Origin of the sequence: Kribbella sp. NPDC051586 (assembly GCF_044453965.1) — a bacterium.
GTDB lineage: Bacteria > Actinomycetota > Actinomycetes > Propionibacteriales > Kribbellaceae > Kribbella.
Map to the genome: position 1 here is coordinate 1,071,530 of NZ_JBITDF010000003.1, position 15,755 is coordinate 1,087,284.

General features: G+C 69.3%; 18 protein-coding genes and 1 riboswitch. Of the genes, 13 read left to right on the forward strand and 5 right to left on the reverse strand.

Annotated features, from left to right (window positions below; all coding sequences use genetic code 11):
• Window positions 1-57 precede the first annotated feature (57 nt).
• The gene (arc, locus tag ACIA58_RS23780; RefSeq protein ID WP_328999974.1) at window positions 58-1,803 is read left to right on the forward strand and encodes a proteasome ATPase; all 1,746 of its coding nucleotides are present in this window, start codon (window positions 58-60) and stop codon (window positions 1,801-1,803) included.
• A 137-nt stretch (window positions 1,804-1,940) separates the two neighbouring features.
• Complete coding sequence (locus ACIA58_RS23785; protein WP_396405944.1) at window positions 1,941-2,279, forward strand: hypothetical protein; 339 nt, start codon at window positions 1,941-1,943, stop codon at window positions 2,277-2,279.
• Window positions 2,280-2,285: 6 nt separating this feature from the next.
• Here ACIA58_RS23785 and ACIA58_RS23790 read toward each other — a convergent pair whose 3' ends face one another.
• The 4 genes from ACIA58_RS23790 to ACIA58_RS23805 all read right to left on the reverse strand — a co-directional run bounded on the left by ACIA58_RS23790 (window position 2,286) and on the right by ACIA58_RS23805 (window position 4,950).
• The gene (locus ACIA58_RS23790) at window positions 2,286-3,071 is read right to left on the reverse strand and encodes a hypothetical protein (RefSeq protein ID WP_396405945.1); all 786 of its coding nucleotides are present in this window, start codon (window positions 3,069-3,071) and stop codon (window positions 2,286-2,288) included.
• Entirely contained in the window at window positions 3,068-3,649 is a 582-nt protein-coding gene (locus ACIA58_RS23795; protein WP_396405946.1) for an RNA polymerase sigma factor, read from the reverse strand. Before ACIA58_RS23795 ends, ACIA58_RS23790 begins: the two co-directional genes overlap by 4 nt.
• A 72-nt stretch (window positions 3,650-3,721) precedes the next feature.
• Window positions 3,722-4,462, reverse strand: a complete 741-nt coding sequence (locus ACIA58_RS23800; protein ID WP_396405947.1) for a phosphotransferase family protein — start codon at window positions 4,460-4,462, stop codon at window positions 3,722-3,724.
• Complete coding sequence (locus ACIA58_RS23805) at window positions 4,459-4,950, reverse strand: NUDIX hydrolase (RefSeq protein WP_396406508.1); 492 nt, start codon at window positions 4,948-4,950, stop codon at window positions 4,459-4,461. The genes ACIA58_RS23800 and ACIA58_RS23805 overlap by 4 nt, the downstream gene beginning before the upstream one ends.
• Before the next feature lie 82 nt (window positions 4,951-5,032).
• On the opposite strand from ACIA58_RS23805, the gene dop reads away from it, so the two are divergent.
• The 8 genes from dop to ACIA58_RS23845 all read left to right on the forward strand — a co-directional run bounded on the left by dop (window position 5,033) and on the right by ACIA58_RS23845 (window position 12,371).
• Window positions 5,033-6,553: a depupylase/deamidase Dop gene (dop, locus tag ACIA58_RS23810; RefSeq protein WP_396405948.1), complete on the forward strand. Its 1,521-nt coding sequence runs from the start codon at window positions 5,033-5,035 to the stop codon at window positions 6,551-6,553.
• 58 nt (window positions 6,554-6,611) lie between these two features.
• A complete protein-coding gene (locus tag ACIA58_RS23815) occupies window positions 6,612-6,821 on the forward strand; it encodes a ubiquitin-like protein Pup (protein WP_130448384.1) in 210 nt (69 codons plus the stop codon).
• 8 nt (window positions 6,822-6,829) lie between these two features.
• On the forward strand, window positions 6,830-7,672 hold the full coding sequence (gene prcB, locus ACIA58_RS23820) for a proteasome subunit beta (RefSeq protein ID WP_396405949.1): 843 nt from the start codon (window positions 6,830-6,832) through the stop codon (window positions 7,670-7,672).
• Between the two features lie 36 nt (window positions 7,673-7,708).
• Complete coding sequence (prcA, locus tag ACIA58_RS23825; RefSeq protein ID WP_396405950.1) at window positions 7,709-8,596, forward strand: proteasome subunit alpha; 888 nt, start codon at window positions 7,709-7,711, stop codon at window positions 8,594-8,596.
• On the forward strand, window positions 8,593-9,201 hold the full coding sequence (locus tag ACIA58_RS23830) for an NUDIX hydrolase (RefSeq protein ID WP_396405951.1): 609 nt from the start codon (window positions 8,593-8,595) through the stop codon (window positions 9,199-9,201). The genes prcA and ACIA58_RS23830 overlap by 4 nt, the downstream gene beginning before the upstream one ends.
• A 21-nt stretch (window positions 9,202-9,222) precedes the next feature.
• Window positions 9,223-9,645, forward strand: a complete 423-nt coding sequence (locus tag ACIA58_RS23835) for a nitroreductase family deazaflavin-dependent oxidoreductase (RefSeq protein ID WP_396405952.1) — start codon at window positions 9,223-9,225, stop codon at window positions 9,643-9,645.
• 32 nt (window positions 9,646-9,677) lie between these two features.
• Window positions 9,678-11,426, forward strand: coding sequence for a beta-N-acetylglucosaminidase domain-containing protein (locus ACIA58_RS23840; RefSeq protein WP_396405953.1), 1,749 nt, complete (start codon window positions 9,678-9,680; stop codon window positions 11,424-11,426).
• Window positions 11,426-11,510: riboswitch (ZMP/ZTP riboswitch) on the forward strand. (Overlaps the previous gene by 1 nt.)
• An 18-nt stretch (window positions 11,511-11,528) precedes the next feature.
• Window positions 11,529-12,371 carry a bifunctional 5,10-methylenetetrahydrofolate dehydrogenase/5,10-methenyltetrahydrofolate cyclohydrolase gene (locus ACIA58_RS23845; RefSeq protein WP_396405954.1) on the forward strand — a complete coding sequence of 281 codons (843 nt, stop codon included), beginning with the start codon at window positions 11,529-11,531 and terminating at the stop codon, window positions 12,369-12,371.
• A gap of 16 nt (window positions 12,372-12,387) precedes the next feature.
• On the opposite strand, the gene ACIA58_RS23850 is transcribed toward ACIA58_RS23845, so the two are convergent.
• Entirely contained in the window at window positions 12,388-13,242 is an 855-nt protein-coding gene (locus tag ACIA58_RS23850) for a phytanoyl-CoA dioxygenase family protein (RefSeq protein ID WP_396405955.1), read from the reverse strand.
• A gap of 65 nt (window positions 13,243-13,307) precedes the next feature.
• Between ACIA58_RS23850 and ACIA58_RS23855 the strand changes: the two genes are divergently transcribed.
• From ACIA58_RS23855 to ACIA58_RS23865, 3 genes are all read left to right on the forward strand, one after another.
• Window positions 13,308-14,213 carry a helix-turn-helix domain-containing protein gene (locus tag ACIA58_RS23855; RefSeq protein WP_396405956.1) on the forward strand — a complete coding sequence of 302 codons (906 nt, stop codon included), beginning with the start codon at window positions 13,308-13,310 and terminating at the stop codon, window positions 14,211-14,213.
• Window positions 14,214-14,306: 93 nt separating this feature from the next.
• The gene (aroH, locus tag ACIA58_RS23860) at window positions 14,307-14,675 is read left to right on the forward strand and encodes a chorismate mutase (protein WP_130385491.1); all 369 of its coding nucleotides are present in this window, start codon (window positions 14,307-14,309) and stop codon (window positions 14,673-14,675) included.
• The gene (locus ACIA58_RS23865; RefSeq protein ID WP_396405957.1) at window positions 14,672-15,736 is read left to right on the forward strand and encodes a prephenate dehydrogenase; all 1,065 of its coding nucleotides are present in this window, start codon (window positions 14,672-14,674) and stop codon (window positions 15,734-15,736) included. The genes aroH and ACIA58_RS23865 overlap by 4 nt, the downstream gene beginning before the upstream one ends.
• The last annotated feature ends 19 nt before the right edge of the window (window positions 15,737-15,755 follow it).

The following is a 15,755-nucleotide window of genomic DNA, read 5'->3' on the forward strand; positions in this document are numbered from 1 at the left end:
TGCCCGGCGAGGTTTTCTGGGTAAGGTCCATAGGGTCGAGCCCCACATGGTGAGGTGATGATCGTGGCTGGAGACGAGAGTCCTACCGCGGCAGAACTGCGTAACCAGGTCCGGTACCTGGAGGCCGAAGTCGCGGCGTTGCGACGACGGCTGCTCGAACACCCGGCAGACAGCCGGTCGCTCGAGAGCAGGCTGTCCGAAACACAGGCCTCCTTGGCGAGTGTCACCGCTCAGAACGAGCGGCTGGCCGACACGCTGCGGGAGGCGCGAGAGAAGATCATCGCCCTGAAGGAGGAAGTCGACCGGCTGGCGCAACCGCCGTCCGGATTCGGCACCTTCCTCGGACGGAACGAAGACGACACGCTGGACGTGTTCACCGGCGGCCGGAAACTCCGGGTCGCGGCGAGCCCCTCGGTGGACCTGGACGCGCTCCGGCTCGGCCAGGAACTGATGCTGAACGAAGCACTCAACGTGGTCGAGGCCTGCGAGTTCGAGGTCGTCGGTGACGTGGTGATGCTGAAGGAGCTGCTCGCCGACGGCGAGCGGGCGCTGGTCATCGCGCAGGCCGACGAGGAGCGGGTGGTGCGGCTCGCCTCACCGCTGCTCGACATCGCCCTGCGGTCCGGCGACTCGCTGCTGCTCGAGCCCCGCTCCGGTTATGTCTACGAGAAGATCCCGAAGTCCGAGGTCGAGGAGCTGGTGCTCGAAGAGGTCCCGGACATCGACTACACCCAGATCGGCGGACTGGCCGGCCAGATCGAGGCCATCCGGGACGCGGTCGAGCTGCCGTACCTGCACAAGGACCTGTTCCTTGAGCACGAGCTCAAGCCGCCGAAGGGTGTGCTGCTCTACGGCCCGCCCGGCTGCGGCAAGACGCTGATCGCCAAGGCAGTGGCGAACTCGCTGGCCAAGAAGGTCGCCGAGCGGACCGGGGTGGCCGAACAGAAGTCGTTCTTCCTCAACATCAAGGGTCCCGAGCTGCTGAACAAGTACGTCGGTGAGACCGAGCGGCACATCCGCCTGGTCTTCCAGCGGGCCCGGGAGAAGGCTTCCGAGGGTATGCCGGTGATCGTGTTCTTCGACGAGATGGACTCGCTGTTCCGCACCCGCGGATCCGGTGTGTCGTCCGACGTCGAGAACACCATCGTCCCGCAGCTGCTGAGCGAGATCGACGGTGTCGAGGGCCTGGAGAACGTCCTGGTCATCGGCGCCTCCAACCGCGAGGACATGATCGACCCGGCGATCCTGCGGCCCGGCCGGCTGGACGTGAAGATCAAGATCGAGCGCCCCGACGCGGAGGCGGCCCGGGACATCTTCTCGAAGTACCTGACCAGTGGCCTGCCGCTGCACGTCGACGACCTCGGCGAGTTCGGCGGCGACCGGCAGGCGTGCGTGGACGGCATGATCCAGCGCACGGTCGAGCGGATGTACACCGAGGCCGACGAGAACCGCTTCCTCGAGGTCACCTACGCGAACGGTGACAAGGAGGTCCTGTACTTCAAGGACTTCAACTCGGGCGCGATGATCCAGAACATCGTCGACCGGGCGAAGAAGATGGCGATCAAGGCATTCCTGGACGAGAACCAGAAGGGCCTGCGGGTGCAGCACCTGCTCCAGGCCTGCGTGGACGAGTTCAAGGAGAACGAGGACCTGCCGAACACCACCAACCCGGACGACTGGGCCCGCATCTCCGGCAAGAAGGGCGAACGGATCGTCTACATCCGCACGCTCATCTCCGGCAAGCAGGGCACCGAGCCGGGTCGCTCCATCGACACCGCGACCAACACCGGTCAGTACCTGTAGGACACGCGAAACCGCCCCTGAACCGAGCGTCCAGGGGCGGTTCGTCGTTCCGGCGCGAAGGGGGTAGGTAAAACCCCCGGTGCGATCGGGGGGTTTCCCCGATTGGTACGGCGGTCCGGCGGCCTTAGCTTGCTGTTATGGCGACGGATGAGGTGCGCAAGGACCTGCGGGCAGCGGTGGCGGCCCGGCAGGAGCTGGGGCCGGAGTACGAGGCTGAGATCATCGACAGCTTCCTGGAGAAGCTCGACGCCAGGGATGTCCATCGTCGCGCCGGTCTGCTGCCGGAGCCGGCCCCGCGCCGGCACCCGGGCCGGGAGACCGACCCGGGAGGCCTGGCGCTGGCGATCGTCTCGATCGTCGCCGCGATCCCGATCACCGCGATCTCGGCCGCCATGATCGGCCCGTTCGGCGTCCTGATCGCCTGGTTCGGCCTGGTCGGCATCAACGTCGCCCGCACCATGTCCCGCCGCCGCTGACGCGCGCTACTTCGGCTCGATCGGCAGCAGCCGGCCCTGGGCGTCGTACGCCCGCACCTCCTGGCGCACGGTGCTCGCAGGGACCTCCACATTCATCCGGCTGTCCGCGTAGGCATAGCCGCTGTCGACGTAGCCTCGTTGCCAGGGACCCACGGTGCCCTTCCAGACCAGCCGCGCCTCGATCCGGGCGACCTCGGGACGGGCTCGGTAGAGCGTCCACATCCGGGAAGCCGGCTTCGGCGTCGATGCCGAGGAACTGCCGGAGGTAAGGCCCGCGAGGCCTTCCTTCCGCGTCGGCAGCTGGCTCCACCGCGGCGACGGATCTCTCTCCCACCCGCCGCCTCCGTCGGGGGCCACGCAGGACGCGATGCCTGAGGTCCCGGACCCCTTGACGATCATCAGGATTTCGGTCTTCCCCGGGTTCGCGCCCGGCACCCTCCGCGCCCAGGCAACCGTGAGGGGCCGGTCGAGCTTCACGTGCATGCGGGGTTCGCACGACTTCGCGAAGGCGGCGGTCGCCTCGGCGTTCGGTACGACTTCGAGACCGGTTCGGGTCGGGGTTGCCGCCGTCGCGGACCCGGCGACACCGGGGTCGGCCGGCGGCCGGTTGGTGATCACGAGGGTGCCTGCCACCGCGGCGGCGACGGCTCCGACCGCCACCACCGGGGCGATCATGCGGCGGCTCGGGCGGTGCTCCGCGGGCCGCGCCCGGTCCATCACCTGATTGCGCAGCCGGGCCCGCTCCGCGGCACTCAACGGGGGGACACGGGGCGGTTCGAGTTGGGTGTTCATGAGAGCTCCTCGTTGAGGGCGACCCGGGTGAGCAGGTCGGGGAAACGGCGACGGGTGCGGTGCAGGCGGGCCTTCACGGTGCCGACCGGTACTCCGAGGGCATCCGCGGCCTCGGTCATCGTCAGACCGGACCAGACGACGAGCTCGAGGGTCTCGCGCTCGTGCCGGGGGAGTTTGGCCACGGCGCGACGCACGGCCGACATGTGCCGCTCGTCGTCGAGCCGGCGGGCGACCTCGGGGGCGTGGTCGCTGTCGGGCACCGGGTCCGGGAGGCGATCCACCAGCCTGCGCAGGCGGCTCGCCGTCCGATAAAGGGACTTGCACTCGTTGCCGGCCACCATCAGCAGCCAGCCGCGGGCGCTGGAACCGGTCAGCGGGCCCGGTGGATTGCGCTGGAAGCGCCGCCAGGTGCTCAGGAACGTCGACTGGACCACGTCGTCGGCAGTACTCCACGAGGCGGTACGCCGGAACGCGAAGGCGCGCACGTCGTCCGCGTAGCGGTCGAACAGCTCGCCGAGCGCGAAATGGTCCCCGACGCCCAGCCGTTCCCAGAGCTCCTGGTCGGATCCCGTAGCCATCGACGGCTCCGTATCGTCAGTCAGGGTGATCTTCACACCCTCTAGTGACCGGCCGATCGCCCGATGGTTGCATCAGAGCAGGTTCACGATGCCGCGCAGACCGTTGGCGACGTCGTCGGGGAGGTCGAGGAGCAGGCCGCGGTGGACGCCGTACCAGGGGGAGAGGCGGGCCCAGTCATGGGAGCGTTCGAGCTGGTCAGAGGTGGGTTGGTAAACCTCGAGCAGGCCGGTTCGGACGGCGGCCGGGGCGCCGTTCAGCGGCCAGCAGAGGTCCAGGGCGGGGTCACCGATGAGGGCGTCGGTCCAGTCGATGATGCCGGTGATCTGGCCGTCGGTCATGAGGATGTGTTCCGGGCCGAAGTCGCAGTGGATCAGTGACGTCCGGACGCCGGCGACGCGGTCGAGCAGTTCGTTCGCTGTGGTCCGGACCTCGTGCGGTAGCAGTGGGACGATCTGGTCCCTGAATTCGGTCAGTGAGGCCGTCTTCTCGGAGGTGGCGATCGCCGCGTCGAGTGCGCCGTGGGCGACGGCCTCCGCGGTGTCCACGGCGTGCAGGGCCTTCAGGAAGGCGCCTAGCTCGCGGCCGATCGCCGTACCTCCGTCGGTGAACGGTGTGCCGGGCAGCGTCAGGTGGCGTACACCGTCGTCGGTCGGCTCCGGCACCGGGATCGGCAGCGGCAGTTGCGGAGCCAGCCAGGGGAGAAGGGTCGCCTCGGCGAGAAGCCGGGGACGGACCTCGGGGCGGCGTGGCGAGCGGTGGATCCACGCGCCGTCGATCCACGCGTGGCTGTCCCAGCCCTCGAGAATCGTCACACCAGACTCCGGACGTACTCACCCAGCAGTCCGACGGCGTCCGGCATGAACGACCACGACGGGTCGTCCAGCTTGGCGACGAGGTCGGCGGGGGACATCCAGGCGCCCCACTCGACCTCTTCCGGCTGGTGCCGCACCGGGCCGTCCCAGACACACGTGTACAGGTACGCGTGGTACGCCGTGTGGTCGTCGGCGTAGTCGCCCTCCGGCAACCGCGTCAGCTCGACGCCGGAGATCCCGAGCTCCTCGTCCAGCTCCCGTACGACGGCGTGGAACGGGTCCTCACCGGCCGCGACGACCCCACCGGCGGAGAAGTCGTACCTGCTCGGGTAGAGGTCCTTGATCGGCGTACGGCGGTGCACGTAGATCTCGCCGGCCGAATTCCGGACAACTACTCCGGTCGCGGAGTGGCGCAGGTTGTCGCGGCGCATCACCGATCGCGGCACCGCCCCGGTGACACGGTTGTCTTCGTCCAGGATCGCCACCATTTCGTCCACGCGCGCAGTCTCACACGTAACCCTGTGGACACAGCAACACCTTTAGCCGCCCGTACCGCGTAGGCTCGTTCGCATGAGTGTTCGGCGGATCATGGGTACCGAGACCGAGTTCGGGATCTCGGTGCCGGGCCAGCCCGGGGCCAACCCGATGCTGACCTCGAGCCAGGTGGTGAACGGCTACGCGCAGACGCAGCCGCTCGCGCGCAAGACGCGGTGGGACTTCGACGAGGAGCACCCGCTGCGGGACGCGCGAGGTTTCGACCTGAGCCGGGAGGTGGCGGACTCCAGCCAGCTCACCGACGAGGAGACCGGCCTGGCCAACGTGATCCTCACCAACGGCGCCCGGCTGTACGTCGACCACGCCCATCCGGAGTACTCCGCCCCGGAGACGACCAATCCGCGGGACGCGGTGGTCTGGGACAAGGCCGGCGAGCTGGTGATCATGGAGGGCGCGCGCCAGGCCCGGCTGATCCCCGGCGCCCCCCAGCTGAACCTGTACAAGAACAACACCGACAACAAGGGCGCGTCGTACGGCTCGCACGAGAACTACCTGATGCGCCGGTCCACGCCGTTCGCGTCGATCGTGCGGCACCTGACGCCGTTCTTCGTGAGCCGTCAGGTGGTCACCGGCGCCGGCCGGGTCGGCATCGGCCAGGACGGCGCGGCGCACGGGTTCCAGATCAGCCAGCGGGCCGACTACTTCGAGGTCGAGGTGGGCCTGGAGACGACGCTGAAGCGCCCGATCATCAACACCCGCGACGAGCCGCACGCGAATCCGGATCGTTACCGCCGCCTGCACGTCATCATCGGCGACGCGAACCTGTCCGAGATCTCGACCTACCTCAAGGTCGGGACGACCTCGCTGGTGCTCGCGATGATCGAGGACGGCTGGCTGACCGACGACCTCGGCGTCGACCGGCCGGTGACCGCGCTGCACGAGATCAGCCACGACCCGTCCTGCACGCACCTGATCACGCTCAAGGACGGCCGCAAGATCACCGCCGTCCAGCTGCAGGCGGAGTACCTGGAGCAGGCCCGCAAGTACGTCGAGGACAAGTACGGCGACGACGCGGACCGGCAGACCAAGGACATCCTGCACCGCTGGGAGCAGCTGCTCGACCAGCTCGCCATCGACCCGATGAGGCTGTCCGACCAGCTCGACTGGGTCGCGAAGTACAAGCTCCTCCAGCAGTACCGCGACCGCGACGGCCTGGAGTGGGACGACCCGAAGCTGCACCTGATCGACCTGCAGTACGCCGATCTCCGGCCGGACAAGGGCCTGTATTACAGGTTGGTCAAATCCGGCCGCATGCAGCGGGTCGTCACCGACGACGAGATCCGGATGGCGGTCGCGCATCCGCCGACCGACACCCGGGCCTACTTCCGCGGCCGCTGCATGCAGCAGTACGCGCCGCAGGTCGCGGCCGCCTCCTGGGACTCGGTGATCTTCGATCTGCCCGGGAAGGAGTCGTTGCAGCGGATCCCGACCCTGGACCCGCTGCGGGGTACGAAAGCGCACGTCGGCGCACTTCTTGACCAATGCGACACCGCGAGTGACCTGGTTCGCACCATCACTGGGGGCGCCGCCGGGTAGGGTCGCTATTGAGAGTCGGTTGGGCGACTCTCCCAGCGGTTCTAGGAGGTGTGTGGCCATGGCGAAGGACGGCGGTCAGCAGCACAAGCAGCCGAAGCGTTCGTCGACCGAGGAAGAGGTCGAGCAGGTCGAGGCGTCGGAGGACGTCCAGGAGCGCAAAGAGCGACTCGACGAGGACGTCGACTCGATCCTGGACGAGATCGACGAGGTGCTCGAGGAGAACGCCGAGGAGTTCGTCCGCGGATTCGTGCAAAAGGGTGGGGAGTGAACCGCTCGATGACTTCTGATGCCTCCGGCCGGTTGCCGGAAGCCTTCCTGACCCCAGGTGGCTCGTCGTTCATGGACTTCCTGGCCGGGCACGCGCCCGACCTGTTGCCGGGACGGCGGGCCCTGGGATCGGGTGACCTGTCCAGTGAGGTCCCGCACGGCACGACGATCGTCGCGGCCACCTTCCCCGGTGGCGTGATCATGGCCGGCGACCGACGGGCCACGATGGGCAACATCATCGCCCAGCGTGACATCGAGAAGGTGTTCCCCGCCGACGAGTACTCGGCGGTCGCGTTCGCCGGTTCGGCCGGCTTCGGGATCGAGATGGTCCGGCTGTTCCAGGTCGAGCTCGAGCACTACGAGAAGCTCGAGGGCGCCACGCTCAGCCTCGACGGCAAGGCCAACCGGCTCAGCGCGCTGATCCGCGGCAACCTGCCGATGGCGATGCAGGGCCTGACCGTGGTGCCGCTGTTCGCGGGGTACGACGAGGACATCAAGGGTGGCCGGATCTTCTCCTACGACCCCACCGGCGGCCGGTACGAGGAGACCCACTTCTACAGCGTCGGCTCGGGCTCGTTGTTCGCCCGCGGCGCGCTGAAGAAGCTGTACCGCGAGGACCTGTCCGAGACCGACTGCGTGACGGTGATGATCCAGTCGCTGATCGACGCGGCCGACGACGATTCGGCGACCGGTGGCCCGGACATGCTCCGGCGGATCTTCCCGGTGGTCGGCGTGGTCACCGCGGACGGTTACCGGCGGCTGCCCGAGGACGAGGTGGCGGCGCTCGTCGACGCGGCCTGGAGCCAACGGCACCAGCGCCCGGACGGTCCCGCCGCGACGTCTCTGACCTGACCCCCGCCCTTCGACTGATAGAGGACGACACCTTCGATGAGCGTTCCGTTCTACGTCTCGCCCGAACAGCTGATGCGGGACCGGGCCGACTTCGCCCGCAAGGGCATCGCCAAGGGCCGCAGCGCGATCGCGCTGCAGTACGCCGACGGCATCCTGTTCGTGGCCGAGAACCGCTCGCCCGCACTGCACAAGGTGGCCGAGATCTACGACCGGATGGCGTTCGCCGCCGTCGGCCGGTACAACGAGTTCGAGAACCTGCGGATCGCCGGCGTGCGGCTGGCCGACATGCGCGGGTACTCCTACGACCGGCGTGACGTCACCGGCCGGGCGCTGGCCAACGCGTACGCGCAGACCCTCGGCGCGATCTTCTCCTCCGGCGGCGAGAAGCCGCTCGAGGTCGAGATCCTGGTCGCCGAGATCGGCGCGGCGCCGGCCGACGACCAGGTCTACCGGCTCACCTACGACGGCTCGATCGCCGACGTCCAGGGGTACGCCGTGATGGGCGGCCCGGCCGACCAGGTCGCGGACTACATCGGCGAGCACTACTCCGAGGGGATCTCGCTCGCGGGCGCGCTCCGGCTCGCGGTCGATGCCCTCGGCCACGACGGCACCGAGGTCAGGCAGCTGACCCCGGACCAGCTCGAGGTCGCGGTCCTGGACCGGACCCGGACCCAGGTGCGCAAGTTCAAGCGGATCTCCGAGGCGACGCTGGAGAGCATCCTGTCGGAGTCCCGGCCGGCCGAGGAGCCGACCGCGTCCGCAGAGTCCACGGAATCCACAGAGTCCACCGACGCCGCTGAGTCTGGCGACGCGGAGGACACCGCCGGGACCACCAGCTCGGCCAGTGACACCCCGGTCGCTCCGCCCGCGGACGACGCACCGATCGCTCCGCCGGAAGATCCCGACGACAACCGTCCGCTGTGACGGACCGGTTCGAGACCTCAGCCGTCACCGACAACGTGGCGGCTGAGTCGTCCCGGCCGGCCGACCCCGCTCCGTGGGAGCTGCTGGGGGAGGAGCCCGGGTTCCAGCGCTTCCTCACCGTGCGACTGCGGCGGTACCGGATGCCCGACGGCCGCGAGGTCGAGTGGGACGTCTTCGGGCCCGAGGCCGGCATCACGTCCGGGATCACCGTGCTCCCGTTGACCCCGGAAGGGCGGATCGTCACGATCCGGATGTTCCGCGCCGGCCCCGACAGCGTGGTCACGAACCTCCCGGGCGGTCTGGTCGAGCCCGACGAGGACGTAGCCGTCGCCGGTGCGCGGGAGCTCGAGGAGGAGACCGGCTACACCTGCGAGACGCTCGACGTCGTCGGCTGGCAGTGGTCCGGCGCCTCGTCGACGTTCCGCAAGTACGTCGCGATCGCGCGCGGCTGCCGCCCCGACGGCAAGCAGCAACTCGACGAGGCCGAGGACTGCGTCCCGGTCGAGCTGACCGTCGACGCTTTCCGTACCGAATTGCGTACTCCGGGTGCGATGACCGGAATCGATGCCGCCTATCTCGCGTTGGACCACGCAGGACTGCTCTGAGCTACTGCGGAGGTACCAGATATGAGCGACTGGAATGCGAACGTCATCGCCGAGTTCCGGGCGAACGAAGGCAAGGTCGGCGGCAACTTCGAAGGCGCCCCGATGGTGCTGCTGCACCACCGCGGACGCCGCAGCGGCGAGGAGTACATCGCCCCGACGATGTACCTGGCCGACGAGAACGACCCGGCTGTCATCTATGTCTTCGCCAGCAAGGGTGGCGCCCCCGCCAACCCGGACTGGTACCGCAACCTGACGGCGGCCGGTGACGGCGTCGTCGAGGTCGGCACCGAGACGTACAAGGTGGCCGTCGACGAGCTGACCGGCGACGAGCGCAACCGGATCTACGCCGAGCAGGCGCGGCGCTACCCGGGCTTCGCGGAGTACGAGGTCCGCACCGCCGGCATCCGCACGATCCCGGTCCTCAGGCTGACCCGGGCGTCTTGACGAGCGGGGCGGCGCGCTGAGTGGATAGGGCTGTGACCCCTGAAGCTCAGCAGACCAGCAGCCGCCCCGACGGATTCGACCTTGGTGACACGGTCGGCCTGGTGCACGGCCCGACCACCGATCCCGACGCCGAACGGGTCGTCCGCGACACGTTGGCCCGGGCCGGTGTCGGCACGATCGTCGACGGCGAGGCCGCTGTCACGGTCCACCTCGGCGGCACCGGCCTCGACGTCGAGCCGGCCGCCGGTCTGCCGGCCGAGGGGTACGTCGTTGCCGTCGGCGACCATCAGCTCGTGCTGGACGGCGTCGACGCTCGCGGCACGTACTACGCCGCGCTGACCCTGGATCAGCTTGTCCAGGGCAACCATGTCGACGGTGTCGAGATCCGCGACTGGCCGACACTGCCGTACCGAGGCTCGATCGAGGGCTTCTACGGGACCCCGTGGTCGCACGCGGACCGCCTGGACCATCTGGACTATCTCGGCGCGCACCGGATGAACACGTACCAGTACGCGCCCAAGGACGACGTCTACCACCGCGAGCAGTGGCGCGACCCGTACCCGGCCGACAAGCTGGCCGAGCTCGGCGAGCTGATCGAGCGGGCTCAGCGCAACAAGGTCGACTTCACGTTCGCGCTCTCGCCCGGGCTGTCGATCCGGTACACCTCGGACGACGACTACCAGGCCCTGATCGCGAAGTTCGAGGCGCTGTACGCGCTCGGCGTACGGGTCTTCAACGTGCCGCTCGACGACATCGAGTACGAGACCTGGCACTCCGACGAGGACGCCGCGAAGTACGGCACCGGTGGTGGCGCCGCGGGCGCGGCCCAGGCCGACCTGTGCAACCGGATCCAGCGGGAGTGGATCGCGAGCAAGGCTGACCTCGCGCCGCTGCAGATGGTCCCGACCGAGTACTACGACGTGCACGAGACGCCGTACAAGCAGGCGCTGCGGGAGCAGCTCGATCCGGCGGTGATCGTGCACTGGACCGGTACGGCGGTCGTCCCGGAGAAGATCACGAGCGCACAAGCTGCCGAGGCGAAGGCGGTGTTCGGGCACGACATCCTGATCTGGGACAACTACCCGGTGAACGACTACGCGCACGGGCGGATCCTGCTCGCGGCGTACACGGGTCGTGAGCCCGGGCTGGCCGAGCACGTCGTCGGCGTCATCTCGAACCCGATGAACCAGGCCGCGGCCAGCAAGCTCGCCCTGTACTCGTTCGCGGAGTTCGGCTGGAAGCCGGCGACCTACGACGCGGACGCGTCCTGGCATCGTGCGATCGCCGAGCGGGCCGGGGGAGATGCGGACACGATCGCGGCGCTGGAGGTGTTCGCGGACCTCACGACGTACGACGGGAAGCTGCACCTGACCAACGCGCCGGTGCTGGCCGCGAAGCTCGCGGCGTTCGGCGCGACGTGGGACGGTGGCGACCTGGCCGGAGCCATCGCCGAGCTCGAGCCGTACCTCGAGGCGATCGAGAACGCGTCGGCCCAGATCCGCAGCGGCGTCGTCGATCCGGCGTTCGAAGGCGAGGCCGACGCCTGGCTGGACGCGTCGTTCTACTGGGGTGGGGCGCTGCGTCAGGCGCTGCGCGTGCTCGAGGCGCAGGCGGAGGGCAACGCCTCGGCCGGCGCAACCGCCCGCGACGGGATCGAGCACCTGATCACGCAGGCCGAGGAGATCCGCGACGTCCGGCTCCCGCACAGCCAGGTCCCGATCCGGATCGGCGACGGTGTGGCCGACACGTTCGTCGCCGATGTGACCGGGTCGGTATCCTGAGGGCGGACCGCGACTGGCGCTGAGGTGGACCACCACCGGGGAACGGTCTGCCATCCGGCTACGCCGCGCGCCTGGGCACCTTCGACCATGAGGAGTGCGCAGATGAGCGCTGATTTGATGATCGGGACCGAGCTGGCCGCCGAGATGGTGGCCAAGGCGGCGGAGCGGGCCAAGGCCCTGCAGGAGCGGTACGGCGTCCAGCCGTGTCTGGCGACCGTGCTGGTCGGCGACGACCCGGCGTCGGCGACGTACGTGCGGATGAAGCAGAACCGGTCGAAGAAGGCCGGGATCGCGTCGCGGAGCGTCGTACTGCCGGCCGAGACGACCACCGACGAGCTGGTCGCGGAGATCCGGAAGCTGTCCGAGGACCCGGAGGTGCACGGGATCCTGCTGCAGCACCCGGTGCCGGCGCAGATCGACGAGCGGGCCGCGTTCGAGGCGATCGACCCGGGCAAGGACGTCGACGGCGTGACGATGCTGTCGTTCGCGGCGATGGCCTTCGGGGATCGCGGGTTCCGCTCGGCCACGCCCGGCGGGATCATGCGGCTGCTGGCGGCGTACGACGTACCGCTGGAGGGCGCGCACGCGGTGGTGATCGGCCGCAGCCCGATCCTCGGCAAGCCGGCCGGGATGTTGCTGCTGGCATCGAACGCGACGGTGACGTACGCGCACTCCCGGACCCGGGACCTGCCCGAGCTGGTGCGGACCGCGGACGTGGTGATCGCGGCGGTCGGCAAGGCGAACTTCGTCCGCGGCGACTGGCTGAAGCCGGGCGCGGTCGTGGTCGACGCCGGCTTCAACGAGGGCAACGTCGGCGACGTGCACTTCGAGGAGGCGGCTGAGGTCGCGCGCCTGATCACGCCGGTGCCGGGCGGGGTCGGGCCGATGACGATCGCGCTTCTGCTCGAGCAGACGGTCGACGCCGCCGAGGCCCGGCTGGGCTGACGGACGCCGCCGCCGGCTAACGGTCGCAGCCGCCGTCCTTGTCCGGGCGGGAGTGCGGCCGGGCGAGGTCGTCGATGCCCTTGTAGGCGTACGGATCGGTCCCGGCGACCATCACGATGTCGCGGTAGTCGTGCTTGCCGACGTGAACGCCGGCCGGCACGGTCTGCCACGGGAGCAGCGACTCCGCGCTCATGTAGTGGTTGGCGAGCGCCCGGCGGAGTCCGTGCCGGCCGGTGTTCGGCAGTGATCGGTGCAGCAGGTACCCGTTGAAGATCACCGCCGAGCCCGCCGGTACTTCGACCGGGACGGCGTCGTCGTCGCTGTACGGGAAGTCGAACGCCTCGCTGGTGCAGTCGAAGCGGAGGTCGTCCTGCTCCCGATCGGGATAGATGACGCCGCGACGGTGCGAGCCGGGCAACACCCACAGGCAGCCGTTCTCCACGGTGGCGTCGTCGAGCGCGATCCAGGCGGCGGTCAGGGAGCGATCCCTCGTCGGGATGAAGAACTCGTCCTGGTGCCACGCCTGTCCGGGTTTGCCCTCGGGCTTGATGAACAGCATCGACTGCATGGCCTTCACGTTCGGCCCGATGACGGCGGTCAGCGTCGCGACCACGCGGGGCGCGTGCAGCGCGGCGAGGGCTGCGTCGGAGGCCTTGTGCGGATGGTGGATGCACAGGTACTTGCGGAGTACGTCCTCGGTCGGCTCCGTGGCGGGAGCACCTTCGACGGCGCCGAGGTCACCACGACACAGCTGCTCGGCTGCGTCGTGGAGCTCGGTCACCTGGTCGGCCGAGATGGCCTGTTCGAGGACGACGAAGCCGTCCCGCCGGAAGGACTCGACCAATTCGTCGGTGACGTCGGTGAAGTGCATCCAGTAACCGTCGCAGAGCGCGCGGTGCCCGCCAATGTCGCTGGCAAGCGCTTTACTATCTGTTTGTGACATCGCGACCGCCGGTGATCAGCGTGAATTCCCTGGTGCAGCTCGCGGATTATGCGCCCGGGGCGACGTACGGACCGCGTTGGTTGCAGAACTTCGAACTGCTCTGGATCCTGCACGGTTCGGCGCTCTGGCGGACCGAGGTGTACGACGACGCCGGCGTGCGGCAGGCGACGGTCGAGCACGAGTTGCGCCCGGGGACAGTGGCGCTTGCCCGGCGCGGCAACCGGGACGCCTATATCTGGGACTGTGATCACCCGTCGCGGCACGCCTACGTGCACTTCCAGATCGAGGACTTCGGCGGGCTCGGCGATCCGCCGAGTTGGCCTTCGGTGCGTTCGATGTCCGATCCGGGTCTGCTGGGAGAGCTGTGCAGCTACGCGCTGGATCTGGCCGGCGTACCGTCGCCGGTCCGCGGACTCAGTGATCGCCTGGTGACGACGATGCTGGAGGTCTTCGTCCGCGCGCCTGGCGGCCCGTCTCGTGCGGAGATGCCGGACGCCGTCCGCCGGCTGGTCGATCATGTGGCGACGGTGTGGGCCCGCAGCGGACCGCGGATCGTCTCCGTCCCGGAGTTGGCCGCCGCGGCGAACCTGTCGGCGGGGCATCTGCATCGGCTCTTCCGGGAGCAGTACGCGTGCGGACCGGCGTACGCGCTGGATCTGATTCGGCTCGCGCGGGCTGCGACGGCCCTGCTGCGTACCAACGCCACCATCGGGGAGATCGCCGCGGACTGCGGCTACAGCAACCCATACCACTTCTCGCGACGCTTCGCCCTGGCGTACGGCGACCCGCCGGGAACGTTCCGTCGTCGCCGGCAGCTGTCCGATCCGCTCGCACCGGTCCGGGCGGCCGGGCTGCTTCCCTTGGCGCGGCGCCTGCTGGAGGCGGCCCGGAACGGCTGACGCACGCGCACGATCCGAGACGGCTGTCCACTCCTTGACTACTCTGGCCTAGGGTTGGGGGAGACGAGCCGGACGAAGCATGGAGGCGAGCACGTGGCGGTACGGGCGATCCGGGGTGCCACCCAGCTGGACGTGGACGAGCGCGAGCATCTGCTCGAGCGGTCCGCGGAGCTGGTGAAGGCGGTCCTGGAGGCGAACGATCTGGAGAACGAGGATCTGATCAGCATCCTGTTCACCGTCACGTCGGACCTGCGTTCGGAGTTCCCTGCCGTCGCGGGGCGGCAGATCGGGCTGACCGACGTACCGCTGATGTGCATGCAGGAGATCCCGGTCCCGCACGCGTTGCCGCGCGTGGTCCGCCTGATGGTGCACACCGAGACGCCGCGGTCCCGCGACAAGATCCAGCACGTCTACCTCCACGGCGCGGTCGCGCTCCGCCCAGATCTGACCGGCGCTCAGTGAGCGAGCTCCGCGGCCCGGTCCGCATCGTCGGCACCGGGCTGATCGGTACGTCGATCGGCCTGGCGCTGGCGCGACTGGGCGTGGTCGTGGAGCTCGTCGACGGGAACCCGGACAACGCGCTGATGGCCGAGCGGATCGGCGCCGGCTCGCGGCTGGTCCAGATCGAGCCGCAGCTGGTCGTGGTCGCCGTACCGCCGGATCACGTCGGCGCGGTGATCGCGGAGCAGCTCGACCGGACCGACGCGGTCGTCACGGACGCGGCCAGCGTGAAGTCCAAGCCGCTCGCCGACGCCCGCCGGTTGACCGGCGACCTCAGCCGGTACGTCGGTAGTCACCCGATGGCCGGCTCCGAGCGCAACGGCCCGCTCGCCGGGCGCGCTGACCTGTTCGACGGCGCCACCTGGGCGATCACGCCGCACGAGACCAGCTCTCCGGATGCTGTCGATCTGGTCCGACGACTTGCCGAGGCCGCGGGCGCCCGTACCGTCGAGATGTCCGTCGAGGACCACGACCTCGGTGTCGCGCGGGTGTCCCACCTCCCGCATCTGATGTCCGCGCTTGCCGCGGGCACGCTGGCCGATGCGCCGTCGACCCACCTGGAGCTGTCCGGTCAAGGCGTGCGGGACGTCACCCGCATCGCCGCCGGGGACCCGGCGCTGTGGACCCAGATCGTGTCCGCGAACTCGGGGGCGCTGACCGGCCTGCTGGAGCAGATCCGCGGCGAGCTCGACCGGCTGCTCGTTGCCCTGGGCAAGGAAGAGGCCGGCGACGAGCTGACCGCGATCCTCGGGCAGGGCGTCTCCGGCGCGGTCCGCGTGCCGGGCAAGCACGGTACGCCGCACATCGACCTGGTCACCGTCCTCGTTACGATCCCGGACCGGCCCGGCCAGCTGGCCAGACTGTTCGCGGACGCGGCCGAGTCCGGCGCCAACGTCGAAGACCTCCGCATCGACCACAGCCCCGGCCGCCCCGTCGGTGAGGTCGAACTCGCCGTCAAACCCGCCTCAGTCGATCAGTTGGTCACCGTGCTGACCGACCGTGGCTGGGTAGTCCACCGATAGTCCACCGATAGTCCACCGA